The sequence below is a fragment of the Streptomyces sp. NPDC059957 genome, from assembly GCF_042730015.1.
Taxonomy (GTDB): Bacteria; Actinomycetota; Actinomycetes; order Streptomycetales; family Streptomycetaceae; genus Streptomyces.
This window is the reverse complement of the sequence record NZ_JBHWMB010000009.1, coordinates 138,847-163,179: the sequence shown is the minus strand read 5'-3', so window position 1 is coordinate 163,179 and position 24,333 is coordinate 138,847. Positions and strand designations below refer to the sequence as shown.

Here is a 24,333-nt window from a genome sequence, read left to right as displayed (position 1 = left end):
GGATTTTGGCCCGCGCCAGCCAGCATGTCCAGCCCGTCCGGCGTTTGAGGACCGGGTCCGGGCAGAGCCCGGGGAACGGGCGAAGGGCGGGTAGGGGACTCCGCCCCGCAGGGCCGCACCACCCGCACCCTCCCACAGGCCCCACGCCCGGACGGAGTCCGGCGCAGCGGCGCGAAGCCGGGGAGGCCCCCAGGGGCCGAGCCGCGCGAGCGGCGCGTCAAGGGGGCGACAGGGTGACGGGTGGGGCGGGCACGCGCTGGACGATCTGGTCACCCCGGCGCGCCGGGTGCCCCGATTAGGCTCCCGGACCATGAGCACAAGTGATCACCGCGATGCCCCCGCCCCCGGACCCGCCTCCTTCGCCGTCTCCGTCCCGGACTTCCCCGACTCCGAGCTGGAAGTGGACGAGCTGGACCCCGCGCAGATCGTCTCCGGGAACCCCGTCGTGACGGGCAAGGTGCTGTGGGAGGCGCCGGACGGCTCGCAGGTGCGCGGGATCTGGCAGATCACCCCGGGCGTGGTCACCGACACCGAGGCGAACGAGCTGTTCGTGGTGGTCAGCGGACGCGCCACCGTCGAGGTGGAGGGCGGCGAGACCCTGGAGGTCGGCCCCGGCTCCGCATGCGTCCTGCGCGAGGGCGACAAGACCACCTGGACCGTCCACGAGACCCTCCGCAAGGCCTACCACATCAGCTACTGACCGGTGCCGGTCCCGGTGTCCGCGGCCTTCACCGGACGGCGGCGCGAGGTGAACAGGGCGAGCGCCGCCATCGGCAGCAGCAGGGCGGCTGCGGCCGCGTTGAGCCAGCCGTAGCCCGCCTGGGCCATGACCAGCCCGGCGGCGGCGCCGCCGACCCCGGCGGCGGTGTTCATGGTGAGGTCGCCCAGCCCCTGTACGGCGGCTCGTACGGGCTGCGGCACCGAGTCGGTCAGCAGCGCCGAGCCGGACACCATGCCGGCGGACCAGCCCAGGCCGAGCAGGAAAAGGCCGGCGCCGCTCTGGGTGTGGTTCCCGTCGGCCGTGCCGGCGAGCAGCGCGGCGATGGACAGCAGTCCGGCGGCGAGCCCGATCACGGACAGCCGGCCGATCCGGTCCGCGAGCCAGCCCATCACCGGCGAGAAGGCGAACATGCCGGCGATGTGCCCGCTGATGACCAGCCCGATGAGCTGGAGCCCGGCTCCGTGGTGTCCGAGGTCGACCGGGGTCATCACCATGATCGAGACCATGGTGGTGTGTGACACCGCGATGGTGAGCAGCGCGAGCCGGGCCCGGGGGGAGGCCTTGACGGCCGCGAACCCGGCGCGCAGAGACCGCCCGGCGCGGGTCTGGTCCTCGGCCGGGGCGAGCGCGCGGGCCGTCAGCAGCGGGTCCGGGCGCAGGAGTACGCCGATCAGCGTGGCGGTGAGCAGGAAGATGGCGCCGGCCCATATGAAGGGCCCCGCCATCGGGGGTATGGAGGTGCCGGCGAAGCTGCGGCTGGCCGGGGCGGACAGGTTGGGGCCGAGCACGGCGCCGATGGTGGAGGCCCAGACGACGACGGAGATCGCCCGTGCACGGTGGTCGGGCTCGGCGAGGTCGGCGGCGGCGAAGCGGGCCTGGAGGTTGGCGGAGGAGGCCGCTCCGAAGGCGGCCATGCCGAGCATCAGCAGCGGGAAGCTCTTGATCGAGGCGGCGAGCACGACGAGGGCGGCCCCGGCCGCGCCGATCACGTAGGCCAGGACCAGGCCGGGCCGGCGGCCGCGCGCGGTCATCAGCGCGGCGAGCGGCAGGGAGACGGCCGCGGTGCCGATCACCGAGGCGGTCGAGGCGAAGCCGGAGAGCGATTCCGTGCCGCTGACCTCGGTGGCCAGGACCGGGGCCAGGGCGATGCTGATGGGCACGCCGATCCCGCCCAGCACCTGGCCTGAGATCAGTACCCCGGAGGTGCGGCGCCGCAGCCGGGGCAGGTCGGCGGCGGTGACCGAGACGGCGGGCCGGGCGGTGCCGGGCGCGGTGCTCACGCGGTCCACCTCCGACACGGACGCGGAGGGGCTGCGGGCGCGGCGCAAGGTGTGGTCACCGCCGCAGTTTCGCACCCCTCGCCAAGCGGGCGGAACAGGGTTTCCGGAAGTACGGGGAGCACCGGGAGCACGGCCGGCCGCCTCAGAACAGCGGCTGGGGGAGTACCCCCTCCAAGGCCAGGAGGTGGCGCTTGGTCTCCACGCCGCCGCCGAAGCCGCCGATGCCCCCGTCGTTCTCCACGACCCGGTGGCAGGCCACCACCAGGGGCAGCGGGTTCGAGCCCATGGCGTTGCCGACGGCCTGGGCCGCGCCCGGGGCCCCGGCCCGTGCGGCCAGCTCGCCGTACCCGACGACCGCTCCGTAGGGCACGGTGCGGTCCAGCTCCAGCAGGACCTGCCGGTTGAAGCCGGAGCTGAGCCGCCAGTCCAGCGGCAGCTCGAAGCGGCGCAGCGTACCGGCGAAGTAGGCCTTCAGCTGGCGTATCGGCTCGGCCAGCAGAACCTCCTCGCCCGGCGGCGGGCGCCGGGCGTCGGCGCCGAGGCGGGAGATCAGGGCGCCGATCAGCTTCTCGGCCCGGCCCGGTCCGGCATGGAACTCGACCTTGACCAGGCCCTCGGGGGTGGCGGCGAGGAGCAGTGGCCCGATGTCGCTGTCGACGACGGTCCATTCGAGGTGCGGCCCGCGGGGCCCGGAAGTGTCCACCCCTTCACGGTACGGCGCCCCACTGACAGCGGTGCCGGCGGTGCCGGCGGTGACAGCGAGGACTGCGCCGACAGCGAGGAAACCGCGGGCACCGCCGCACAGGTCAGCCGCGTCAGCCGCGTCAGTAGCCGCCGACAGCTTCCCGTACGACGTCGGGATTGTCGGTGATGATCCCGTCCACGCCCATGTCCTGGACCTTCCGGGCGGTCGCGGCGTCGTCCACGATCCAGGTGTCCACTTCCAGCGCCTTGCCGTGGGCGCCGAGCAGCCCGTGCACCGCGGCGACCCAGTCGCTGTTGATGGTGGTGTGCCAGGGGTTGATCCGGTCGGTGAACTCCGCGTACCGCGGCAGGTCGGCGAGGGCCGGGGTGCCGAGGAAGGCCGTGATCAGGTCGGGGCGCAGCTCGTGCACGGTGCGGACCGAGGCGGCGCTGAAGCTCTGGACCACCAGCCGGCGGGCCACGCGGTTCTCCTCGAGCCAGCCGGTCTCGCCCAGCACGTCCAGGGTCTGCCGCTCGATCCCCGGGTAGAGCTCCGGCTTCTTGATCTCCAGGAGCAGCCGCTGCTGGTTGCGCTGGACCCGGTTCATGTACGTCCGCAGGGTCGGTACGCGGGCGCCCGCGAACTCCTGCCCGAACCAGCTGCCCGCGTCCAGCCGGGCGATCTCCTCCGCGGTGAAGTCCTTCACCCGCCAGGGCTTGCGATCGGGGAACACCTGCTCGACGTCGGTCGTCCGGGCCAGGGTGTCGTCGTGGATGACCACGAGCTCCCCGTCCTTGGTGCGCTGGACGTCGTTCTCCACCCAGTCGAAGCCCATCTCCATGGCGAGGTCGATCGCCTCCAGGGTGTTCTCCGGGGCGTACGCCGAAGCCCCCCGGTGGGCGTACACGATCGGGTTGGACAGCCAGTCCGGACCGGGTGCGGCCGAGGCTGAGCCCGCGCCGCACATGGCCAGCGTGAGTCCCAGGAAGGCGGCGGTGGCCGCGGCGGCGGATCGGACGTACATGCGCGTTCTCCTCGGGTCATGAGCCCTGCTCCTGCCGTCAAACGGGCGCGGAGCGGCATTCGTTGCGGCGATGCACTGGCGGCGGTGCGTTTCCGACGCACTTTCAGGGAGAGCCGCGTACGGCGATCATGGGGTTGGCGATCACCGGGCCGCCACCGAACTACGACAAACGGACCAGGCCCGCACGGCTCCGACCGGGGCGGGCGGGCCTCGAGTGTCAGTGGGTGGTCGTACGGTTGACCCATGCGGCCCGTATCGAAGATCGAACGCACGGTGGCGCCTTTCGAGGTCGTCAGCTCCTACACGCCCAGCGGCGACCAGCCGGCGGCCATCGCCGAGCTGGAGAAGCGCATCCGTGCAGGTGAGAAGGATGTCGTGCTGCTCGGCGCGACCGGAACCGGCAAGTCGGCGACGACCGCCTGGATGATCGAGAAGCTCCAGCGGCCCACCCTGGTGATGGCGCCGAACAAGACGCTCGCCGCCCAGCTGGCGAACGAGTTCCGCGAGCTCCTGCCGAACAACGCGGTCGAGTACTTCGTCTCGTACTACGACTACTACCAGCCCGAGGCGTACGTACCGCAGTCGGACACCTACATCGAGAAGGACTCCTCGATCAACGAGGAGGTGGAGCGGCTGCGCCACTCCGCGACGAACTCCCTCCTCACCCGGCGCGACGTCATCGTCGTCGCCTCCGTGTCCTGCATCTACGGCCTCGGCACCCCGCAGGAGTACGTGGACCGGATGGTCCCCCTCAAGGTCGGCGAGGAGATGGACCGGGACCAGCTCCTGCGTCGCTTCGTCGACATCCAGTACACCCGCAACGACGTGGCCTTCACCCGGGGCACCTTCCGGGTGCGCGGCGACACCATCGAGATCTTCCCGGTCTACGAGGAACTGGCCGTCCGCATCGAGATGTTCGGCGACGAGATCGAGGCCCTGTCCACCCTGCACCCGCTGACCGGCGAGGTGATCAGCGAGGACCGCGAGCTCTACGTCTTCCCCGCCAGCCACTACGTCGCCGGCCCCGAGCGCATGGAGAAGGCGGTCCGCGGCATCGAGGCCGAGCTCGCCGAGCGCCTCGCCGAGCTGGAGAAGCAGGGCAAGATGCTGGAGGCGCAGCGCCTGCGCATGCGCACCACCTACGACCTGGAGATGATGCGCCAGATCGGCTCCTGCTCCGGCATCGAGAACTACTCGCTGCACATGGACGACCGGGAGCGCGGCTCCGCCCCGAACACCCTCATCGACTACTTCCCCGAGGACTTCCTCCTCGTCATCGACGAGTCGCACGTCACCGTGCCCCAGATCGGCGCGATGTACGAGGGCGATGCCTCCCGCAAGCGGACCCTCGTCGACCACGGCTTCCGGCTCCCGTCGGCCCTCGACAACCGGCCGCTGAAGTGGGAGGAGTTCCAGGAGCGGATCGGCCAGACCGTCTACCTGTCGGCCACCCCGGGGAAGTACGAGCTCTCGCGCGGCGACGGCTTCGTCGAGCAGATCATCCGCCCGACCGGTCTCATCGACCCGGAGGTCGTGGTCAAGCCCACCGAGGGCCAGATCGACGACCTGGTGCACGAGATCCGCCGGCGGGTGGAGAAGGACGAGCGGGTCCTGGTCACCACCCTCACCAAGAAGATGGCCGAGGACCTCACCGACTACTTCCTGGAGCTCGGCATCCAGGTCCGCTACCTGCACAGCGACGTGGACACCCTGCGCCGCATCGAGCTGCTGCGCGAGCTGCGGGCCGGCGAATACGACGTCCTGGTCGGCATCAACCTGCTCCGCGAGGGCCTCGACCTGCCCGAGGTGTCGCTGGTGGCCATCCTCGACGCCGACAAGCAGGGCTTCCTGCGGTCGGGGACCTCGCTGATCCAGACCATCGGCCGCGCGGCGCGCAACGTCTCCGGCGAGGTCCACATGTACGCGGACAGCATCACCCCGGCGATGGCCCAGGCGATCGACGAGACGAACCGGCGCCGCGAGAAGCAGGTCGCCTACAACACGGCCCACGGGATCGACCCGCAGCCGCTGCGCAAGAAGATCAACGACATCGTGGCCACGATCGCCCGCGAGGAGCTCGACACCGAGGAGCTCCTCGGCACCGGCTACCGGCAGACGAAGGACGGCAAGGCTCTCAAGGTGCCCGTCCCGGCGCTGGGCGGCAAGGCATCGCAGGCCGCGTCGGGCGGCAAGGCCGGGGCCAAGGGCGCCAAGGGGGCGAAGGGTCCCGTGGCGGCGACCGACCGTCCCGCCGCCGAACTGGCCGCGCTCATCGAGCAGATGACCGAACGGATGCGGGGCGCGGCCGCCGAGCTGCAGTTCGAGGTCGCGGCCCGGATCCGGGACGAGGTCGGCGAGCTGAAGAAGGAGCTCCGACAGATGAAGGAAGCGGGCCTCGCCTGAGCCGGAGGCGGTCAGTAGGGTTGGCACCAGCCGCAGGTACACGCTGCGCACCCCCATCGGGGGAGGGCTATGGAGAGGGGACAGCGCGTGACGGTCAACATGACCAAGGGTCAGGCCATCAATCTGCAGAAGGCGGACGGAGGCACGCTGACCGCGGTCCGGATGGGCCTCGGTTGGCAGGCGGCCAAGCGCCGGGGGCTGTTCGGCTCGCGGACCCGGGAGATCGACCTCGACGCCTCGGCGGTGCTCTTCGCCGACAAGCAGCCCGTGGACGTCGTCTTCTTCCGGCACCTGCAGAGCGACGACGGCTCGGTCAAGCACACCGGTGACAACCTCGTCGGCGGCGTCGGCCAGGGCGGGGACGACGAGTCGATCCTCGTCGACCTGCAGCGCGTGCCGGTGCACATCGACCAGATCGTCTTCACGGTGAACTCCTTCACCGGTCAGACGTTCCAGGAGGTGGAGAACGCCTTCTGCCGCATCGTGGACGAGACCAACGGCCAGGAGCTGGCCCGCTACACGCTGGACGGTGGCGGCCAGTACACCGCTCAGATCATGGCGAAGGTGTCGCGCGTCGGCGCCGGCTGGCAGATGACGGCCCTCGGAAACCCGGCCAACGGCCGCACCTTCCAGGACCTGATGCCGTCGATCCTGCCGCACCTGTAAGCAGGACCGGCAGCTCGGCCCAGCCGAGTGGAGCAGCGCAACAGCACAGCCGGTAGAACAGCACAGCCGGCAGAACAGCACGGCCAGTAGAACAGCACGGCACAGCAGGACCGGGCACGATCGAGGGCCCGGCGGAAGAACGGGTACGGGGGAGGGGCTGCACGATGACGGCCGAACTGGTCCGGGGGCAGAACCACCCCCTGTCCCGGAGCCGAGTGGAGATCAGGGTCTCGGCGGGCACACCCGTGCTCGCCCTGGCCCAGCTCGGCGACGACACGGGCCGGCTCGCCGGCCCCGGTGCGGTCGCCCACCCGGGCGCCCGCACCCTCCCCGGGCTGGAAGTGCCCGGGGAGGCCTCAGGGCAGCACCGCATAGCGGTCGACCTCGACGCGGTCGCACCGGCCGTCCACCGGGTCGGCCTCGTCTTGGTCCTGCCGCCCGGCGGACCGGGGCACTTCGGCGCGGTCCCCGCCTCCTACGTGTCCGTGGCCGACCCGGAGGGCGCGGAGCTCGCCGGGTACACGCTGACCGGACTGGAGTCGGAGACCGCGGTCGTGGCCCTGGAGCTGTACCGGCGCCAGGGCGCCTGGAAGGTGCGCGCCGTCGGCCAGGGGTACGCCGCCGGCCTCGGCGCGCTCCTGACCGACGCCGGGCTGCCCGCCCCGGCCGCGGTCGAACTGGCCGCAGCCGCCCTGGGCACGGCGCCGGCCGGAGACATCACCCTCGCCGTCATGCCCGGCGGGCCGGCCCCGACCGTCCCGCGCGGGCTCCGGGCCCCGGCCACGGCCCAGACGCCGGCCCAGACCCCGTCCCCGGCTCCGGCTCCGGCTCCGCAGGACGCTCCCGCCGCCCCCACGCCCCCGCCGATGCCCCCGGAGCCGGTCGCGGACACCGCGGGCGGCCCGCCCACCATCAGCTACGCCCACCCGCGCCGCCGCACCAGCACCGAGTCGCCGGAGCCCGGGCCTCGCCCGGCCGCGCCGGCCCGGCCGGGCGAGGCGCCCCGTCCCGTCGCCGGGGACGCGAGCGGCTGGTCCATGGAGGAGCGGCTCTACAACCAGGTCTGGGGCATGTTCGAGGATCTGGCCCGCGCCGTCGCCGCCTACCGCGGCGCCGTCGAATTCGCCGACTCCCGGATGGACCGCGAGCTCGACGAGGCGCTGTCCGACCCCCGGCACCGGCTCGGCGGCTCCGGAAACGCCGCCCGGGACACCGCCCGGGCCCGCCGCGAGGAACTGGTCGCGCGGGCGCAGGAGGTCCTCGACCGGGACCTGGTCCAGCTCACCTCCGAGTCCGAGGTGGTCGAGCCCGCGCTGCCCGCCGCGTACGCGCGCTGGGACAACCCGGTCTGGCAGGCGCACGCCGTGCCCGCCGAGGCCCCCCTGGCCCTGCGCCTGGGCGACCTCCACCTGCCCGAGCGGCCCGACCTGCGCATCCCCATGCTGGTTCGGGTCCCGCTGGAGCGCGGCCTGTGGATCGACAACGGCCGCACCGGCTCCGAGGCGGCCATGGCGATGGACACCGACCGGCTGCGCCGGGCCGCCATGGACATGGCCGTCGCGCACGCGGCGCGGATGCTGGCCGCCCACCCCGCCGACCGGTTCGCCGTCCACGTCATCGACGCGGCCGGCGCCGGAGCCGCCTCGCTGGCCCCGCTGGTGCGCGCCGGAGTGCTGGCAGGGCCGCCCGCCGCGGGCGCCGCCGGGGTCACCGAGACCCTGGAGCGGCTGACCCGCCGGGTGGACCTCGTCCAGATGGCGGTGCGGGCCGGGGCTCCCGAGGACCTGCCGCCCGATGTGGACACCTCCGACCAGCTGCTGATCGTGCACGACTTCCCGCACGGCTTCGACGACCGGGCCGTCACCCGTTTGCGCTACCTGGCCGACGAGGGTCCGGCGGTCGGCGTGCACCTCCTGATGGTCGCGGACCGTGACGAGGCCTCGGCGTACGGGCCGCTGCTGGACCCGCTGTGGCGCTCGCTCATGCGGCTGTCGCCCGTACCGGACAACCACCTCGCCGACCCCTGGGTCCACCACGCGTGGATCTTCGAGCCGGACCTGCCCCCGCAGGGCAGCCGGGTCCTCGACCAGGCGCTGGAGCGGGTCGCGGCGGCCCGGGGAGGCGCTCGGTAGCGGCGGCCGGGCGGTCCGCCGCACACCCCGGATGACCGGCTACTGACCAGTTCTTGGGGTTCCCTTTACCTTTCGTGCCCACGGCGGGTACCCTGGTGAGCGCGGAGGGGAGTATTCCTGCTTTCCTGCTACGGCGTGCCCGTCAATACGGACTGCAATCGGTCCCGGGGCGCCGGCCCGTGGCCTCCTGGCCGTCCGGGTGGAAGAGACCTCCGGCAGCGATGACGCTGACAAAGTTCTGAGCCATCTGCCGGAGGCGTGTTAATAGTGGACGTTTCGTTGCTCCTCTGGGTGCTGACCATTCTCGGTCTGAGCATCCTCATCGGCGCCGATTTCTTCATCGGCCGCAAGCCGCACGACGTATCCATGAAGGAAGCGGGCATCTGGACGGTCGTCTGGATCGTCCTCGCGGTGCTCTTCGGCCTCGGCCTGCTGGTGTTCGGAAACGGCCAGGCCTCGCAGGAGTTCTTCGCCGGATTCATCACCGAGAAGTCCCTGAGCGTGGACAACCTCTTCGTCTTCGTCCTGATCATGGCGAAGTTCGCGGTGCCCTCACAGCTCCAGCAGCGCGTCCTGCTGATCGGCGTACTGATCGCCCTGGTCCTGCGCGCCATCTTCATCGCCGCCGGCGCGGCGATCATCACCAACTTCTCCTGGGTCTTCTACATCTTCGGCGCGTTCCTCATCTACACCGCGTGGAAGCTGATCCAGGAAGCCCGCAAGGACGAGGACGACGAGGAGTTCGAGGAGAACCGCCTCCTGAAGTCCATCGAGAAGAAGTTCGGCGTCGCCGACCGCTACCACGGCACCAAGCTCTTCATCCAGAACAACGGCAAGCGCGTCCTGACCCCGCTGATGGTCGTCATGCTCGCCATCGGCACCACCGACGTGCTGTTCGCCCTGGACTCGATCCCCGCGATCTTCGGCCTCACCCAGGACCCGTACATCGTCTTCACGGCCAACGCCTTCGCGCTGATGGGTCTGCGCCAGCTGTACTTCCTCATCGGCGGCCTGCTCAAGAAGCTGGTCCACCTCAGCTACGGCCTCTCCGTCATCCTCGGCTTCATCGGCGTCAAGCTCGTGCTGCACGCCCTGCACGAGTCGGGCCTGCACGTCCCGCAGATCTCCATCCCGGTCTCCCTGGGCGTCATCTGCGGTGTCCTGGTGATCACCACGATCACCAGCCTGATCGCCTCGAAGAAGCAGGCCGAGGCCGAGGCCGCCGAGGCCGCCTCCGGCCCGGAGCGCATCGACGCCTGATCCCGGGACACCCCGGTCTGATCCTGTGCCACCCCGGTCGCCGCGCGACCGGGGTGGCACACGCCTAGGCTGAGGATGTTGCTTGCCCTGGCCGTCGTACGACAGGAGGCCCTGCGATGAGGCCGACCCGTATGCGCATGCGCAGGGCCTGCGTGGCCGTCTCGGCCGCAGGCGCCCTCTTGGTCCCGGCGGTCGCGGGCACCGCGTACGGGGCCACCGCCCCGGCGCGGTCCGTGACCGCCGCTCCGTCGCCGGACGGCGAATTCCCCCAGCTCACGCCGGCCGTCGCGGCCCGACTGGACACGGCCGTGCGCGAGGTGATGGACCTGGCGAAGGTGCCGGGCGTGACCGTGGGGCTGTGGGCCCCCGGCAAGGGCAGCTACGTGAAGTCCTTCGGCGTGGCCGACAAGGCGACCGGCGCACCGATGAAGCCCGATCTCGGGGTACGGATCGGCAGCGAGACCAAGACGTTCACGGTCACCGCCCTCCTCCAGCTCGTGGACCAGGGCAAGCTCGCCCTGGACGACCCGATCGGCAAGTACATCAGCGGCGTCCCCAACGGGGACCGCATCACCCTGCGTGAACTCGCGGGCATGCGCAGCGGGCTCTTCAACTACAGCGAGGACGCGGGCTTCGACAAGGAGCTCAGCGGCACCTCCACCTTCACGCCGCAGCAGCTGCTCGACATCTCCTTCAAGCACCCGGTGAACTTCGAGCCGGGCGCGAAGTTCGAGTACTCCAACACCAACCTGATCCTGCTCGGCCTGCTGGTCGAGAAGATCACCGGCCGGCCGATCCAGGAGGTCATCGATCAGGACGTGGTGAAGCCCGCCGGGCTGAGCGACCGCACGCTCTTCCCCGTCGGCAAGGAGTTCCCCGAGCCGCACGCACACGGCTACACCAACGACCTGCCCGGCGGGAAGATCGTGGACGCGACCGACTGGGACCCGTCCTGGGCCTGGGCCGCCGGAGCGATGGTCTCCGACCTGGAGGACCTGCGCAGCTGGGCGAAGACCCTCGCCACCGGCACCCTCCTGACTCCCGCGACCCAGGCCGAGCGGCTGAAGACCCAGCCGATCGGCATCATCCCCGGGGCGGGTTACGGGCTCGGCATCTTCAACGTCCAGGGCTGGATCGGCCACAACGGGTCGCTGCCCGGATACGAGACGCTGACCGTCTACCTGCCGGAGGAGCAGGCCACCATGGTCATCGTGTTGAACACCGACGACCTCTACAAGGGCCAGGAGCCCAGCACGCTCTTCGGGGAGGCCGTCACCAGCATCGTGACCCCCGGCCACGTGTACCCGGGACACAAGCCGACCGTGCCCCAGAAGGACTGACCCGGGCCCCGCGCTACACGGGGGCGGCCGCCTCGGCCGCCCCCTTCCCGGCCTCCGCGCCGGCGTCCCCGACCGTCCGCTGCCGGACCACCACCGGGTTGGTCTCCGGCAGCAGCGCGAAGCAGGCCAGCGAGACCAGGGCGATCGCCGTCAGGTACACGGCGACGGCCCACGGCGGCCCCGAGCCGTCCGCCAGGGCCGTCGCGACGATCGGGGTCAGCGCACCGCCCAGCACACCGCCGAGGTTGTAGCCGACGGCCGCGCCCGTGCAGCGGATCCGCGGGGCGTACAGCTCGGGCAGGTACGCGCCCACCACCGCGAACATCGTCACCATGCCGAGCAGGGCGCCGAACAGGCCCACCGTCATCAGCAGCGGGTCCGCGGTGCGCAGCAGCGCCACGAACGGGAACATCCACAGCGCGGAGGCCGCGCAGCCCGCCAGGCACAGCGGGCGCCGGCCGTGGCGGTCGCCGAGCACCGCGATCACCGGGGTGGCCGCACCCTTGAGCGCGACGGCCACCATGATGCAGGCCAGCATCACGGAGCGGTGCACGCCGAGGTGCTCGGTGGCGTACGCGAGGGACCAGGTGGTGACCGCGTAGAAGACGGCGTAGCCCACGGCCAGTGCCCCGCCGGTCAGCAGGAGCAGGCGCCAGTGGCCTCGTAGGACCTCGGCGAGCGGGGCTTCGGCCCGGTGACCGGTCTCGGCCAGTGCGCGGAACTGCGGGGTCTCCTCCACCGAGCGGCGCAGCCACAGCCCGGTCAGGGCCAGCAGCCCCGCCACCCAGAACGGCACCCGCCAGCCCCAGGCGGCGAACTGCCCGTCGGACAGCGTGCTCGACAGGGCCAGCATCAGACCGTTGGCCAGCAGGAAGCCCACCGCCGGACCCATCTGAGGGAAGCTCGACCACAGTCCGCGCCGCCCCTCGGGGGCGTGCTCCGAGGTCAGCAGCACCGCGCCGCCCCACTCCCCGCCGAGGCCGAGGCCCTGGAGGAAGCGCAGCAGGACCAGCAGGACGGGGGCGGCCATCCCGATGGAGGCGTACGAGGGCACGCAGCCCACCGCCACCGTGGCGAGGCCGGTGAGCAGCAGGGAGGCGAGGAGCACCGGGCGGCGGCCGTACCGGTCGCCGATGTGGCCGAAGAGGGCGGAGCCGAGGGGCCGGGCGAGGAAGCCGACGCCGAAGGTGCCGAAGGCGGCGAGGGTGCCGGCGAGCGGGGAGAAGGAGGGGAAGAAGAGCGGGCCGAGCACCAGGGCGGCGGCGGTGCCGTAGACGAAGAAGTCGTAGAACTCGATGGCGGTGCCGACGAGGGAGGCCGAGGCGAGCCGGAGCATCGAGGGGGAGGAGGGGTCCGGGGCGGCGGCGGCCGGGACGGCCTTGGCCCGGGGGAGGGGGGCGGGGGAGGGGTGGTCCTGTTGCATGGTGCAGCAATTACCCTGCCCCGCCCCCTCAGGACATGCGTTCGGCCATCAATGACCGGAAGGGAGTGCGGTCCGGCGTGAGGTTGACGGGCCGGCGTTCCCTTCGGCGCCCGTCACCAGCCGCGCTCGCGCCATTCGGCCAGGTGGGGGCGCTCGGCGCCGAGCGTGGTGTCGTTGCCGTGGCCGGGGTAGACCCAGGTCTCGTCCGACAGCTCGCCGAACAGCTTGCTCTCCACGTCGTCGAGCAGGCTCGTGAAGGCCTTCTGGTCGCCCGAGGTGTTGCCGACGCCGCCCGGGAAGAGGCAGTCGCCGGTGAACACGTGCGCGTGGCCGTGCGGGTCGTCGTAGACCAGCGCGATCGAGCCGGGGGTGTGGCCGACCAGGTGGCGGGCGGTCAGCGTGACCCGTCCGACCGTGATCGTGTCCCCGTCCGCCACGAGCACGTCGGTGGTGACCGGGATGCCCTCCGCGTCGTGGGCGCCCGCGTACGTCCGCGCGCCGGTCGCCGCGACCACGTCCGCCAGCGCCCCCCAGTGGTCGCCGTGCCGGTGGGTGGTGACCACGGAGGCGATGCCTCCGTCGCCGATCAGGCTCAGCAGGGTCTCCGGCTCGGCGGCCGCGTCGATCAGCAGCTGCTCGTCGGTGGCCCGGCAGCGCAGCAGGTAGGCGTTGTTGTTCATCGGGCCCACCGCGACTTTGGAAATCATCAGGTCCGAGAGTTCGTGCACGTCGGCCGGACCGCCGACCTTGACTGCTCCGCTGTACGTCATGGACCGATCCTAGAGCGGAGGGAGGGCCGGCAGGGGGCCGCCCTCGGTGGTCAGGGACGCTCCCTTGTCCCCGCGGCCGGCCAGCCAGCCCAGGAGCGCGGCGGCGGTGCCGGTGACGGTGACGGCCGGGTCTCCGGCGGAGCCGGTCCGCCACTGGCGTCCGTCGGTGGCGGACAGGGCGGTGGGCGGCACCTCCGGGCGTCCCGACCAGCGCTCGGCCAGGAACTCGATCTCCCGGCGGGTGAACTCCTCGGGCAGGTCGGACAGCTCGTAGCCGATGTTCAGGTCGACGTGGTGCAGCTCGACCTCGATCAGGCGCCGGAAGGGGACCCGGGCCGCGGTGTCGGTGACCCCGTTGCGCAGTTCCACGGTGCGGGTCCAGTCCTGCGGGCGGTCGGCGACGGCCTGCCAGCGGTCCGCGGAATTCCGGACGTCCTCGAGCTGTTCCAGCAGGGGACGGCCCGCATCCCGCTCGATGTCGGACTCCCGGGAGGTGGCGCTCTCGTACATCGGGCGACCCTCGAAGACCTCGACCAGGGCGTCCGCGTTCCGGGCGAGGTGGGCCAGGACGTGCCCTCGGCTCCAGCCGGGGAGACGTGACTCTTCGGCCAGGGAAGCGTTGTCCAGCTTCGCGACCGCGGTCAGCAGCAGATCGGTGGCCTCACGTACGGAACGCAGGTCGTGCGCATGATCAATCATGCGGCCGAGCCTAGTGGTTGAGGGGCCCTCGCCACACGATCGGGTGAAGAGGGCTGCGGAGTGCCGAAAATCGAATGCACGTGCTATACGCTCGGAGTCCAGTCTCCCACTCCACCGCAGAGGCGCCCCCCAATACCCTTGGGACGGGGGCCAGTGCCCCCGCTCTCTCAAGAAAGGTGCGGACCGGCGTGACCGACCGTCTCATCGTTCGTGGCGCTCGCGAGCACAACCTCAAGAACGTCTCTCTTGATCTGCCGCGTGACTCGCTCATCGTCTTCACCGGACTCTCCGGGTCGGGCAAGTCCTCCCTGGCCTTCGACACGATCTTCGCCGAGGGCCAGCGCCGCTACGTCGAGTCGCTGTCCTCGTACGCCCGCCAGTTCCTCGGGCAGATGGACAAGCCCGACGTCGACTTCATCGAGGGCCTCTCCCCGGCCGTCTCCATCGACCAGAAGTCCACCTCGCGCAATCCGCGCTCCACCGTCGGCACCATCACCGAGGTCTACGACTACCTCCGCCTGCTCTTCGCGCGCATCGGCAAGCCCCACTGCCCCGAGTGCAGCCGGCCGATCTCGCGGCAGTCGCCGCAGGCGATCGTCGACAAGGTGCTCGCGCTGCCCGAGGGCAGCCGGTTCCAGGTGCTCTCGCCGCTGGTGCGCGAGCGCAAGGGCGAATTCGTCGACCTCTTCGCCGACCTCCAGACCAAGGGCTACAGCCGGGCCCGGGTGGACGGGGAGACGATCCAGCTCTCCGAACCGCCCACGCTGAAGAAGCAGGAGAAGCACACCATCGAGGTGGTCATCGACCGCCTCACCGTCAAGGACAGCGCCAAGCGCCGGCTGACGGACTCCGTGGAGACCGCCCTCGGGCTGTCGGGCGGCATGGTGATCCTGGACTTCGTCGACCTCGCGGAGGACGACCCCGAGCGTGAGCGGATGTACTCCGAGCACCTCTACTGCCCGTACGACGACCTCTCCTTCGAGGAGCTGGAGCCGCGCTCCTTCTCCTTCAACTCCCCCTTCGGCGCCTGCCCCGAGTGCACCGGCATCGGTACGCGCATGGAGGTGGACCCGGAGCTGATCGTCCCGGACGAGGACAAGTCCCTGGACGAGGGCGCGGTCTCGCCGTGGTCGCTCGGCCACACCAAGGACTACTTCCAGCGGCTGGTCGGCGCGCTCGCCGAGGAGCTGGGCTTCCGCACCGACATCGCGTGGGCCGGGCTGCCGCTGCGGGCGAAGAAGGCCCTGCTGTACGGCCACAAGACGCAGATCGAGGTCCGCTACCGCAACCGGTACGGGCGCGAGCGGGCCTACACCACGGCCTTCGAGGGCGCCGTGCCGTTCGTGAAGCGGCGCCACTCGGAGTCCGAGAGCGACGCCAGCCGTGAGCGCTTCGAGGGCTACATGCGCGAGGTGCCGTGCCCCACCTGCCAGGGCACCCGGCTCAAGCCGATCGTGCTCGCGGTGACGGTCATGGACCGCTCGATCGCGGACGTCGCGGCGATGTCGATCAGCGAGTGCGCGGACTTCCTCGGGCGCCTCAAGCTCGACGCCCGCGACAAGAAGATCGCCGAGCGGGTCCTCAAGGAGGTCAACGAGCGGCTCCGCTTCCTCGTCGACGTCGGCCTGGACTACCTCTCGCTCAACCGCGCCGCCGGCACCCTCTCGGGCGGCGAGGCCCAGCGCATCCGCCTCGCCACGCAGATCGGTTCCGGCCTGGTGGGCGTGCTCTACGTCCTGGACGAGCCCTCCATCGGCCTGCACCAGCGGGACAACCACCGGCTGATCGAGACCCTCGTCCGGCTGCGGGACATGGGCAACACCCTGATCGTCGTCGAGCACGACGAGGACACCATCAAGGTGGCCGACTGGGTCGTGGACATCGGCCCCGGCGCCGGTGAGCACGGCGGCAAGGTCGTGCACAGCGGCTCGCTGAAGGATCTGCTGAAGAACCCCGAGTCGATCACCGGCCAGTACCTGTCAGGCAAGCGGTCCATCCCGCTCCCGGACGTACGCCGTCCTGTGGACCCCTCGCGCAGGCTCACGGTCCACGGCGCCAAGGAGAACAACCTGCGGGACATCGACGTGTCCTTCCCGCTGGGCGTGCTCACGGCGGTGACGGGCGTATCGGGCTCCGGCAAGTCGACGCTGGTCAACGACATCCTGTACACGCACCTCGCCCGCGAGCTCAATGGCGCGCGGTCGGTGCCGGGACGGCACACGCGGGTGGACGGCGACGACCTCGTCGACAAGGTCGTGCACGTGGACCAGTCGCCCATCGGCCGGACCCCCCGGTCCAACCCGGCCACCTACACCGGTGTCTTCGACCACGTCCGCAAGCTCTTCGCGGAGACGATGGAGGCGAAGGTGCGCGGCTATCTGCCGGGCCGCTTCTCCTTCAACGTGAAGGGCGGCCGGTGCGAGAACTGCTCCGGCGACGGCACGATCAAGATCGAGATGAACTTCCTGCCGGACGTCTACGTCCCGTGCGAGGTCTGCCACGGCGACCGGTACAACCGGGAGACGCTGGAGGTCCACTACAAGGGCAAGTCCATCGCCGAGGTCCTGAACATGCCGATCGAGGAGGCCGCCGGGTTCTTCGAGGCGGTCCCGACGATCTCGCGGCACCTCAAGACGCTGAACGAGGTCGGGCTCGGATACGTCCGCCTCGGCCAGTCGGCGCCGACGCTTTCGGGCGGCGAGGCGCAGCGCGTGAAGCTGGCCTCGGAGCTCCAGAAGCGGTCGACGGGCCGGACGGTGTACGTCCTGGACGAGCCGACGACGGGTCTGCACTTCGAGGACATCTCGAAGCTCATCAAGGTGCTGTCCGGGCTGGTCGACAAGGGCAACACGGTGATCGTCATCGAGCACAACCTCGATGTCGTCAAGACCGCTGACTGGGTCGTGGACATGGGCCCCGAGGGCGGGTACGGAGGCGGCCTCGTCGTCGCCGAGGGCACGCCCGAGCAGGTCGCCTCGGTGGGCGCGAGCCACACGGGCAAGTTCCTGCGGGACATCCTGGGCGCGGACCGCATCTCCGACGCCGCCTCCGAGCCGGCCCGGCCGGTGAAGAAGGTGGCCGCGCGGAAGAAGGCGGCTCCCGCCGCTGCCGCGAAGAAGGCAGCGGCCGCGGCGCCTGCGAAGAAGGCCGCGAGGGCGCGCAAGGCGTAGCCCCTCGGAGGCGGCGCCCGTCCCGTTGTCGGGGGCGGCGCCGCCTCCCGGGCTGCTACTGGCTGGGCGCGCCGCCGATGAGGTAGTCCACGCGGCGCCGCAGTCCGTTCCAGCGCCGGTCGTGGTGATAGGCCCGCTTGAGGGCCCGGGCGCGGGTCTTGGCCCGGCCGCCGTAGAGGCGGCGGGCCCATGGGGACGCCGGACGGGCCAGCCGTACGGCGGCGACCATCGCGATGAGCGGAACGACCGCGCCGAGAACGGCCATCCGGGGTTTCCCCTTGAACAGGGCCACGACCGCGAACAGCAGGTTCACCACCACCGTGGCGACCGCCGTCAGCCGGTTGCGCTCCTCATCGGGCGTCAGCCCGTCCACCCCCAGCGGAAGGAACCCGCAGAGCAACAACGACGCAAGCGCCGTGGTCATGATCACGACCTCGATGCTGATCGTGCCCTGCTTGGTCCAGTAGACGTCGCTCAGGTGCAGGATCAACGCGAACTCGTCCAGGACCAGCCCCGTCCCCATCCCGAACAAGACTGCCGCCACCGCGGCCCCCCACCCCGACCGGCCGGCCGCGGCGATGCCCGTGAAACCGCCGACGGTCATCAGGATCACTCCCGGAACGGCGTGGTGGATGTGCAGCCCGCCCGGAGTGACGTTGCGGAACGGCCCCTTGCCCGCGCGGATCATCCGGGTGATGACCCGGGTCACGGTGAAGGCGGCGACGAACGCCGCCAGCGCGAGGAGCAGCGGCAGCTTCCCCGGCTCCAGGACATTGCGGTACCACCAGTGGCCCATGCCGTCACCCTCCCGGCCGGGGCCGTGCCCCGCACGACGGGAACCGCCGTTCGGGGTGGGGTCCCGGCCGGAAGGCGCGAGCGCCCGCGTCGTCGTCCCCATCGATGACCATGCCCACCCCCGCGGGGGACGGCCGCGGGCTTTCGTACCCTCGCCGATCAACAGGGGACCGTGCGCGAGGCCGTCAGGCGGCGACGCCGATGGCGTGGCCCGACGTCGAGGGGTCGGACAGGGCGGTCAGGAGGGCGTCGGCGACGTCGGCCCGTGCGATCACCTTGCCGCCCGGGACGTTGGCGTCGACCGCCCTGCGGTACGCCCCCGTGAACGGCCGGTTCAGCAGCCGCGGCGGCCGGATCACCGTCCACTGCGTACGGCTCGCGGCGATCGCCGCCTCCATGACGGTGAGGTCCGCGTACACGTCCCGCAGCGCCCTGCGCAGCAGCGGGTAGACGACCACCCGGGTGAGCGCGCCGTCCCGCGGCGACTGCGGACCCACCGGCGCCGCGCTGACCGCCGACAGGCGGCTCACCCCGGCCCGGTCCATCGCGGAGACGATCGACCGCAGGGCCGGCCCCGCAACCGGGGTGAGCCGGGCCTGCTTGTTGCTCGTCGGGCCGAGCGCGGAGACCACCGCCTCCTGTCCCTCCAGCACCGGGACGAGCGCGTCCTCGTCGGACAGGTCCCGCACGACCGCCACCCGCAGCCGTTCGTGTGCCGGTACGTCCAGCCGAGCCGGGTCGCGGACGACCGCCGTCACCTCGTGACCCGCTTCGAGTGCTTGGCGGACCACCTCGTGGCCGATTCCGCCCGTGGCTCCGAACACCGTGAGTTTCATCCTGGCTCCCACATTTGCGTGACGCATGACGTGTGGCGCATGACGTGTGGTGCATGACCGAGAAGGGGTGGGTGAGTGCTCACTCACCCCCGCTTCCGTTATGGTGAGTGAATGCTCACCCCAAAGTCAAGCCGGTCCACCCCGGAGCGCCTGCTCGATGCGGCCGAGACCCTGATGCGCACCACCGGCCTGGCCAACGCCACCACGAAGGCCATCGCCCGTGAGGCGGGCTGCTCGGAGGCCGCGCTCTACAAGTACTTCGCGAACAAGGAAGAGCTGTTCGTCCGCGTGCTGATGGAGCGCCGCCCCAACGCCGGAGCGATGATGGCGGCCCTGACCAGCGACCCGGGGGACCAGCCCGTCGAAGAGCGGCTGACCGAGATCGCCCGGTACGCCTCGCTCTTCTACGCCGATGCCATGCCCATGTTCGGCTCGCTCTTCGCCGATCCCGTCCTGCTCACCCGCCACCGCGAGGGCGTACGGAGCATCGGTGCGGGTCCGCACGTGGTGCTGGAGGCCCTCACCGGCCACCTGTTCCGCGAACTCGAACGCGGTCGGCTGCGCCCCGACGCCGACCCGGCCGCCGCCGCCGCGCTGCTGCTCGGCGCCTGCTTCCAGCGGGCCTTCTTCCTGCACTTCTCCGGGCCCGACACGGTCGGGCCGGTGGAGGAGTTCGCCCCCGCGGTGGCCGCTACGGTGTGGGCCGCGCTCCGCTGAGCTCGGAGGCGTACGGAGGCTCCGCGCCCGCCCGGGTGCAGGTCAGCGCGGCCGCCGCGGCGGCGTAGGACAGCACCGCGGGCCAGTCCACCGGACCCGGGCCCCCCGCGCCGGCCGCGAGCCGGTGGAGCAGGGCCGCGTTCACGGTGTCGCCCGCGCCGATGGTGTCCACCACCGAGACCCGGCGTGCGGGCACCGAGTGCTCCGCGCCCTCCCGCGTCCACACCGTCAGGCCGCCGGCGCCCCGGGTGAGCACCACCGCGGAGGGGCCGGCCGCCAGCCAGTCGCCCGCGCCGCCGCCCAGCCACGCCGCGTCCTCCTCCGACAGCTTCAGCACGCCGACGTGCGGCAGCCAGGACAGGAAGCGGGCCCGGTAGGCCGCCGGGTCGGCGATCAGGGCCGGGCGGATGTTGGGGTCGAGCAGGGTCAGCAGCCCGCGCCCGGACTCCCGGCGCAGCAGGGTCTCGTAGGCACTGGCCCCAGGCTCCAGCACCAGCGAGCAGGTACCGAGCGCGAGGGCCCGTACCCCCTCGGGGAGCGCGGGCGGCAGCCGGAACAGCCGGTCGGCCGTGCCCTCGACGTAGAAGCCGTACGCCGCCGAGCCGTCCGGGGCCAGCGAGGGCACCGCCAGCGTGGTCGGCTCCGGTCCGCGCTGGACCAGGGAGAGGTCCACCCCGGCCGCGCGCAGCCCGTCGAGCAGCGAGGCGCCGAAGCCGTCCGTCGAGACGCGGGAGCAGAAGGCGGTCCGGACGCCGAGCCGGCCCAGCGCGACGGCGGTGTTGTACGGTCCGCCGCCCGGCCGCGGCAGCAGGGCGCCCGGCGGCTGCGCGACGGGCACCAGGTCGATCAGGGCTTCTCCACCGACGACGATCACGCGGGGGAAGGTATCCCATCGGGCGCGGGTATCGTCGGGTGGGCCCGCCGGGCCCGGCCGGGCCGATGCGGGCCCCGCCGCGTCCTCGATCCGTCCTCACTCCGGGAGAACCGCATGTCCGCCTCGCAGTCCGCCGCCCGCCGTACCGTCCTCAAGGGCGCCGCCGCGATCGTCGGAGCCGTCGGCGGCGGTGCTGCGCTGACGGCCTGCTCCACCGAGACCAACAGCGGGGGAGGCACCCCGGCGGTTCCCACCGAACCCGTCGAGCTGGGTGCGGCGGCCGAGGTGCCGGTCGGCGGCGCGAAGCTGTTCCGGGAGAAGAAGCTCGTGGTCAGCTGCGCGGAGGCGGGCCAGTACAAGGCCTTCAGCGCCCAGTGCACCCACTCCGGCTGCGTGCTGGACAAGATCGTCGAGGGTGAGGGCAACTGCCCCTGCCACGGCAGCCGCTTCGACGTGACCACGGGCAAGGTGCTGCGCGGCCCGGCCGCCGCTCCGCTGCCGGAGGTTCCGGTGAAGGTGGAGGGCGGCAAGCTCGTCGCGGGCTGACGGAGGGCTCGGGAGGCGCCGCGCCGGCGCTCACTCCCAGTCCCACCCGATCCCCAGGATCCCGCGCCGCACCCCCTGCTCCACCAGGTGCACGGCCCGGTGCGGTCCGCTCGGGTTCAGGTCCGCGAGCCGCCCGCGCGGGGCGTCCGGTCCGCTGCGAGTGAAGCGGCGGCAGCGCACCGGCAGGGCCGCCTCGTCGAAGCGGACCTGGAGCACGTACTGCCCGCCGGTGTAGCTGAAGCCGCGCACGTACTCGGTGCTGCGGCCCGCGGTGCCGTCCTCGAAGCCGTAGCCGAAGACGTAGGTGTCCCCGGCCCGCAGCCGGGCGTCGAAGAGCAGCTCGGCGACGACCAGCTCCGCTTCGGGATGGCGGCGGATCCGCCCGGTCCGGCAGTTCTCGTCGGCCCGGACCCGGATCCGCTCCGGATCGCAGCCAGGGTCGCCGTGGTGGACCGCGATGTACCGGTCGACCCCGTCGCGGTGGGCCCGTACGACGTGCTGCGATTCGCGGCCGAGCAGCTCCCCGGCGGGCCCGATCCGCACCCGCTCGTGGTGGCCGACGGTGTGCAGGCCGCCGTCGGCGGGCAGTTCCATGCCGGCCAGCAGCTCCTCCACGGCCGCGCCCACGCTGAACAGCGCCCGGTACGAACGCGCGGGCGGCCGGGCCGTCCCCGGGGCGGCGGGATCCGGCGCGGCCAGCAGCCGCAGCAGGGCTCCCTCGGGCAGATCCAGGATCTGTTCCAGGGCCCGTACGGCCTTCAGGGACTCGGGGCGGCCCGGCCGCCGGGCGCCCTGCTGCCAGTAACTGAGGCTGGTCACCCCGAGCTTGATGCCGCGGGCCGCGAGCCGGTGCTGCACCCGGTGCAGGGGCAGGCCGCGGGCGGTGAGGGCGGCGCGGAGCGCGAGGTGGAAGGGGCCGTCGCGCAGCAGGCGCGGCAGATCCCGGGCGCCCTGCGCGCGGGCGGTCTCCGAAGGGGAGCCGCTCGAAGGGGAGCCGGCCGAAGGGGAGCCGGCCGAAGGGGAGCCGGCCGAAGGGGAGCCGGCCGAAGGGGAGGCGGCCGAAGGGGAGCCGGCCGAAGGGGAGGCGGCCGGAAGGGAGCGGCTCGAAGCCGAGACGGCCGCAGGGGCGCCGGCCGAGAAGGTGCCGTTCGCGCTGGACCGCATGGCGGCTCCTCCTGTGAACGTTCACGCGGCGGGGTGCGGGCGGTCCGGCGGGTGGCGCCCGTGGTCCCGGTGGGGGCAGGTGGGGTGACGGCGGACGTTCACACTCTGGCCCCACCGTTCACACCGCGATGTCACGCCGTATTGAAGCGTGTTGACCTGTTCCCGACAACACCCCGATGCTCCTCCACAGCGTCCGGACGCGCTCCTCCACCCCCACTCCCCACATCGGGAGGAACGCGATGCGCCACACGAACCGGCGGCTCACCCTGGCCGCCTTCATCACCGCCCTGCTCCTCGCCCTGCCCACCGCTGCCGCCACCGCCGCCGATGCCGCCGCCGGTACGGGCACCACGACCGCCACTTCCTCAGTCGCCGCCGCCCCCGCCGAGAGCTCGGCCCTGGCGTCCAAGCGGCTGAACATCACCATGCAGGCCCAGCAGAAGACCAACTGGTGCTGGGCCGCCGGCGGCAACACCATCGCCACCTGGTTCGGCCGCACCTACAGCCAGAACCAGTTCTGCAACGCCGCCTTCAACCGCCAGCAGGGCTACGACTGCCCCAACAACCAGGCCACCCTCGGCAATGTGCAGACCGGCCTGCGCTGGGCCGGCATCAACGCCGGCTCCTACGTCAACGGCTGGCTCCAGTACTCCACCGTGCAGACCGAGATCAACGCCAACCGCCCGATCGAGACCCGCATCCAGTGGTCCAACGGCGGTGGCCACATGCACGTGATCTACGGCTACGACACCGCGAACAGCTGGGTGTACTGGGGAGACCCGTGGCCCTCCAGCGACCGCTACAACTGGGCCTCCCACGCCTGGTACGTGGACAACAGCACCTTCTCCTGGACCCACTCGCTCTACCGGATCGGGGCGTGACCTCATGAATCCCCGCGTCATGAATCCCCGCCTCATGAACCCCCGTCTCGCCGCCGCGGCCGTCGCCGCGACCGCCGTACTGGCCCTGGCCCCCACCCAGGCGTCCGCGGCGCCCGTACCGCAGCCCCAGAGCGCCACCGCCGAGAACCTCGCCGCCGCCGGGCGGACGGCGGCGGCCCCCGACACGCTCGCCACCCTGTCCCGCTTCTTCGCCCGCGAGGGCAAGGTCTCGCTCGCCGCCGCGCAGCCCCGCATCGAGGGCGAGACGGTTCCCGTGCACTACCTCTCCCCGGAGTTCGTCGCGGGGAAGGCGGGCGCGAGCGTGGCCCGCCTGGAGTTCCTCGCCAGCAAGGCCGTCTCCTCCGATGGACAGCAGGCCGCCCTGTGGACCGCGAAGACCGAAGCGGGCTGGCAGGTGGTGAACATCGCCACCGGCGACGACGAGTTCCGCTACGCACGGCTCGGCGCGGCGAAACTCCCCGGCGGGACCGTGTTCCGCGAACCGCAGATCGACGCCTGGTACGTGGCGGGCGGCGAGCGGGTCCTGCCCCTGGACGAGGACGCGGCCACGGCCGTGGGCGCGCGGGGCACGAGCCTGGCCGCCTACCGGACCCGGGTCGTGAAGGCCTACGGGGACAAGCTGCCGGGATCCGCCTACGGCAAGTCCGGGAAGGCCGGTGGCTTCGCCCCCACGGAAGCCACGGCGGCGGAAACGTCCGCGGCCCGGACCGGGTCCGCCCTCACCGGACTCCCGATGACCGCCGCGGCCGTGGCTCTGGCGCTGGGCGCGGCCGGCGGGGTGGCCGTCCGGCACGCCCGGCGGCAGCGGGTGGTGCGGGCGTAGCCACACGAGGGGGCCCGTCCGCCCGGCAGCCCGCCGGGCGGCCAGACACCTCTGGGGCGGGGACCGTCCTTTCTGGTCTGTTCGGTCCGGAAAAGGCTGAAAA

21 protein-coding genes are annotated in these 24,333 nt (G+C 72.0%); 11 read left to right on the top strand and 10 right to left on the bottom strand.

Annotated elements, in window-relative coordinates:
- Nucleotides 1–310: 310 nt before the first annotated feature.
- On the top strand, nucleotides 311–700 hold the full coding sequence (locus ACFWBW_RS09120; protein ID WP_385369850.1) for a cupin domain-containing protein: 390 nt from the start codon (nucleotides 311–313) through the stop codon (nucleotides 698–700).
- Here ACFWBW_RS09120 and ACFWBW_RS09115 read toward each other — a convergent pair.
- From ACFWBW_RS09115 to ACFWBW_RS09105, 3 genes are all read right to left on the bottom strand, one after another.
- Nucleotides 694–2,001, bottom strand: coding sequence for an MFS transporter (locus ACFWBW_RS09115; RefSeq protein WP_385369848.1), 1,308 nt, complete (start codon nucleotides 1,999–2,001; stop codon nucleotides 694–696). The two genes, ACFWBW_RS09120 and ACFWBW_RS09115, sit on opposite strands and share 7 nt — an antisense overlap.
- A 142-nt stretch (nucleotides 2,002–2,143) precedes the next feature.
- Nucleotides 2,144–2,704 carry a methylated-DNA--[protein]-cysteine S-methyltransferase gene (locus ACFWBW_RS09110; protein WP_385369847.1) on the bottom strand — a complete coding sequence of 187 codons (561 nt, stop codon included), beginning with the start codon at nucleotides 2,702–2,704 and terminating at the stop codon, nucleotides 2,144–2,146.
- A 121-nt stretch (nucleotides 2,705–2,825) separates the two neighbouring features.
- A complete protein-coding gene (locus tag ACFWBW_RS09105; protein ID WP_385369845.1) occupies nucleotides 2,826–3,710 on the bottom strand; it encodes a glycerophosphodiester phosphodiesterase in 885 nt (294 codons plus the stop codon).
- 243 nt (nucleotides 3,711–3,953) lie between these two features.
- Here ACFWBW_RS09105 and uvrB point away from each other — a divergent pair, with 243 nt between their 5' ends.
- The 5 genes from uvrB (at nucleotide 3,954) to ACFWBW_RS09080 (ending at nucleotide 11,511) form a co-directional block, all read left to right on the top strand.
- Entirely contained in the window at nucleotides 3,954–6,113 is a 2,160-nt protein-coding gene (uvrB, locus tag ACFWBW_RS09100; RefSeq protein ID WP_385369843.1) for an excinuclease ABC subunit UvrB, read from the top strand.
- Nucleotides 6,114–6,200: 87 nt separating this feature from the next.
- Nucleotides 6,201–6,779 (top strand): TerD family protein, encoded by a 579-nt coding sequence (locus ACFWBW_RS09095; RefSeq protein ID WP_385369842.1) that lies wholly within the window; start codon nucleotides 6,201–6,203, stop codon nucleotides 6,777–6,779.
- Nucleotides 6,780–6,943: 164 nt separating this feature from the next.
- Nucleotides 6,944–8,911, top strand: coding sequence for a TerD family protein (locus tag ACFWBW_RS09090; protein ID WP_385369840.1), 1,968 nt, complete (start codon nucleotides 6,944–6,946; stop codon nucleotides 8,909–8,911).
- Between the two features lie 267 nt (nucleotides 8,912–9,178).
- Complete coding sequence (locus tag ACFWBW_RS09085; RefSeq protein WP_385369838.1) at nucleotides 9,179–10,171, top strand: TerC family protein; 993 nt, start codon at nucleotides 9,179–9,181, stop codon at nucleotides 10,169–10,171.
- Between the two features lie 116 nt (nucleotides 10,172–10,287).
- Nucleotides 10,288–11,511: a serine hydrolase domain-containing protein gene (locus ACFWBW_RS09080; RefSeq protein WP_385369836.1), complete on the top strand. Its 1,224-nt coding sequence runs from the start codon at nucleotides 10,288–10,290 to the stop codon at nucleotides 11,509–11,511.
- Between the two features lie 13 nt (nucleotides 11,512–11,524).
- Here ACFWBW_RS09080 and ACFWBW_RS09075 read toward each other — a convergent pair whose 3' ends face one another.
- The 3 genes from ACFWBW_RS09075 to ACFWBW_RS09065 form a co-directional block, all read right to left on the bottom strand.
- The gene (locus tag ACFWBW_RS09075; RefSeq protein ID WP_385369868.1) at nucleotides 11,525–12,847 is read right to left on the bottom strand and encodes an MFS transporter; all 1,323 of its coding nucleotides are present in this window, start codon (nucleotides 12,845–12,847) and stop codon (nucleotides 11,525–11,527) included.
- A gap of 200 nt (nucleotides 12,848–13,047) precedes the next feature.
- Complete coding sequence (locus ACFWBW_RS09070) at nucleotides 13,048–13,704, bottom strand: MBL fold metallo-hydrolase (protein ID WP_385369835.1); 657 nt, start codon at nucleotides 13,702–13,704, stop codon at nucleotides 13,048–13,050.
- A gap of 9 nt (nucleotides 13,705–13,713) precedes the next feature.
- The gene (locus ACFWBW_RS09065) at nucleotides 13,714–14,403 is read right to left on the bottom strand and encodes a maleylpyruvate isomerase family mycothiol-dependent enzyme (protein WP_385369833.1); all 690 of its coding nucleotides are present in this window, start codon (nucleotides 14,401–14,403) and stop codon (nucleotides 13,714–13,716) included.
- Nucleotides 14,404–14,591: 188 nt separating this feature from the next.
- Between ACFWBW_RS09065 and uvrA the strand changes: the two genes are divergently transcribed.
- The gene (gene uvrA, locus ACFWBW_RS09060; protein ID WP_385369831.1) at nucleotides 14,592–17,573 is read left to right on the top strand and encodes an excinuclease ABC subunit UvrA; all 2,982 of its coding nucleotides are present in this window, start codon (nucleotides 14,592–14,594) and stop codon (nucleotides 17,571–17,573) included.
- Between the two features lie 55 nt (nucleotides 17,574–17,628).
- Here uvrA and ACFWBW_RS09055 read toward each other — a convergent pair whose 3' ends face one another.
- A complete protein-coding gene (locus tag ACFWBW_RS09055; protein WP_385369866.1) occupies nucleotides 17,629–18,369 on the bottom strand; it encodes a hypothetical protein in 741 nt (246 codons plus the stop codon).
- 184 nt (nucleotides 18,370–18,553) lie between these two features.
- On the bottom strand, nucleotides 18,554–19,204 hold the full coding sequence (locus ACFWBW_RS09050; RefSeq protein ID WP_385369829.1) for an NAD(P)-dependent oxidoreductase: 651 nt from the start codon (nucleotides 19,202–19,204) through the stop codon (nucleotides 18,554–18,556).
- Nucleotides 19,205–19,315: 111 nt separating this feature from the next.
- Here ACFWBW_RS09050 and ACFWBW_RS09045 point away from each other — a divergent pair, with 111 nt between their 5' ends.
- On the top strand, nucleotides 19,316–19,921 hold the full coding sequence (locus ACFWBW_RS09045) for a TetR/AcrR family transcriptional regulator (protein ID WP_385369827.1): 606 nt from the start codon (nucleotides 19,316–19,318) through the stop codon (nucleotides 19,919–19,921).
- On the opposite strand, the gene ACFWBW_RS09040 is transcribed toward ACFWBW_RS09045, so the two are convergent.
- On the bottom strand, nucleotides 19,896–20,795 hold the full coding sequence (locus tag ACFWBW_RS09040; RefSeq protein ID WP_385369825.1) for a carbohydrate kinase: 900 nt from the start codon (nucleotides 20,793–20,795) through the stop codon (nucleotides 19,896–19,898). The two genes, ACFWBW_RS09045 and ACFWBW_RS09040, sit on opposite strands and share 26 nt — an antisense overlap.
- 114 nt (nucleotides 20,796–20,909) lie before the next feature.
- On the opposite strand from ACFWBW_RS09040, the gene ACFWBW_RS09035 reads away from it, so the two are divergent.
- Nucleotides 20,910–21,341 (top strand): Rieske 2Fe-2S domain-containing protein, encoded by a 432-nt coding sequence (locus tag ACFWBW_RS09035; protein ID WP_385369823.1) that lies wholly within the window; start codon nucleotides 20,910–20,912, stop codon nucleotides 21,339–21,341.
- 30 nt (nucleotides 21,342–21,371) lie between these two features.
- Here ACFWBW_RS09035 and ACFWBW_RS09030 read toward each other — a convergent pair whose 3' ends face one another.
- Nucleotides 21,372–22,505 (bottom strand): hypothetical protein, encoded by a 1,134-nt coding sequence (locus ACFWBW_RS09030; RefSeq protein WP_385369821.1) that lies wholly within the window; start codon nucleotides 22,503–22,505, stop codon nucleotides 21,372–21,374.
- Nucleotides 22,506–22,744: 239 nt separating this feature from the next.
- On the opposite strand from ACFWBW_RS09030, the gene ACFWBW_RS09025 reads away from it, so the two are divergent.
- Both ACFWBW_RS09025 and ACFWBW_RS09020 read left to right on the top strand, forming a co-directional pair.
- The gene (locus tag ACFWBW_RS09025) at nucleotides 22,745–23,386 is read left to right on the top strand and encodes a papain-like cysteine protease family protein (RefSeq protein ID WP_385369819.1); all 642 of its coding nucleotides are present in this window, start codon (nucleotides 22,745–22,747) and stop codon (nucleotides 23,384–23,386) included.
- A gap of 34 nt (nucleotides 23,387–23,420) precedes the next feature.
- Nucleotides 23,421–24,230, top strand: coding sequence for a hypothetical protein (locus ACFWBW_RS09020; RefSeq protein ID WP_385369817.1), 810 nt, complete (start codon nucleotides 23,421–23,423; stop codon nucleotides 24,228–24,230).
- Nucleotides 24,231–24,333 lie beyond the last annotated feature (103 nt).

Bases quoted from the DNA above. Each gene is read 5' to 3' on its own strand.
- ACFWBW_RS09120 (WP_385369850.1), top strand. From the start codon at position 311: ATGAGCACAAGTGATCACCGCGATGCCCCCGCCCCCGGACCCGCCTCC.
- ACFWBW_RS09105 (WP_385369845.1), bottom strand. From the start codon at position 3,710: ATGTACGTCCGATCCGCCGCCGCGGCCACCGCCGCCTTCCTGGGACTC.
- uvrB (WP_385369843.1), top strand. From the start codon at position 3,954: ATGCGGCCCGTATCGAAGATCGAACGCACGGTGGCGCCTTTCGAGGTC.
- ACFWBW_RS09090 (WP_385369840.1), top strand. From the start codon at position 6,944: ATGACGGCCGAACTGGTCCGGGGGCAGAACCACCCCCTGTCCCGGAGC.
- ACFWBW_RS09080 (WP_385369836.1), top strand. From the start codon at position 10,288: ATGAGGCCGACCCGTATGCGCATGCGCAGGGCCTGCGTGGCCGTCTCG.
- ACFWBW_RS09075 (WP_385369868.1), bottom strand. From the start codon at position 12,847: ATGCTCCGGCTCGCCTCGGCCTCCCTCGTCGGCACCGCCATCGAGTTC.
- ACFWBW_RS09070 (WP_385369835.1), bottom strand. From the start codon at position 13,704: ATGACGTACAGCGGAGCAGTCAAGGTCGGCGGTCCGGCCGACGTGCAC.
- ACFWBW_RS09065 (WP_385369833.1), bottom strand. From the start codon at position 14,403: ATGATTGATCATGCGCACGACCTGCGTTCCGTACGTGAGGCCACCGAT.
- ACFWBW_RS09055 (WP_385369866.1), bottom strand. From the start codon at position 18,369: ATGGGCCACTGGTGGTACCGCAATGTCCTGGAGCCGGGGAAGCTGCCG.
- ACFWBW_RS09050 (WP_385369829.1), bottom strand. From the start codon at position 19,204: ATGAAACTCACGGTGTTCGGAGCCACGGGCGGAATCGGCCACGAGGTG.
- ACFWBW_RS09045 (WP_385369827.1), top strand. From the start codon at position 19,316: ATGCTCACCCCAAAGTCAAGCCGGTCCACCCCGGAGCGCCTGCTCGAT.
- ACFWBW_RS09035 (WP_385369823.1), top strand. From the start codon at position 20,910: ATGTCCGCCTCGCAGTCCGCCGCCCGCCGTACCGTCCTCAAGGGCGCC.
- ACFWBW_RS09030 (WP_385369821.1), bottom strand. From the start codon at position 22,505: ATGCGGTCCAGCGCGAACGGCACCTTCTCGGCCGGCGCCCCTGCGGCC.
- ACFWBW_RS09025 (WP_385369819.1), top strand. From the start codon at position 22,745: ATGCGCCACACGAACCGGCGGCTCACCCTGGCCGCCTTCATCACCGCC.
- ACFWBW_RS09020 (WP_385369817.1), top strand. From the start codon at position 23,421: ATGAACCCCCGTCTCGCCGCCGCGGCCGTCGCCGCGACCGCCGTACTG.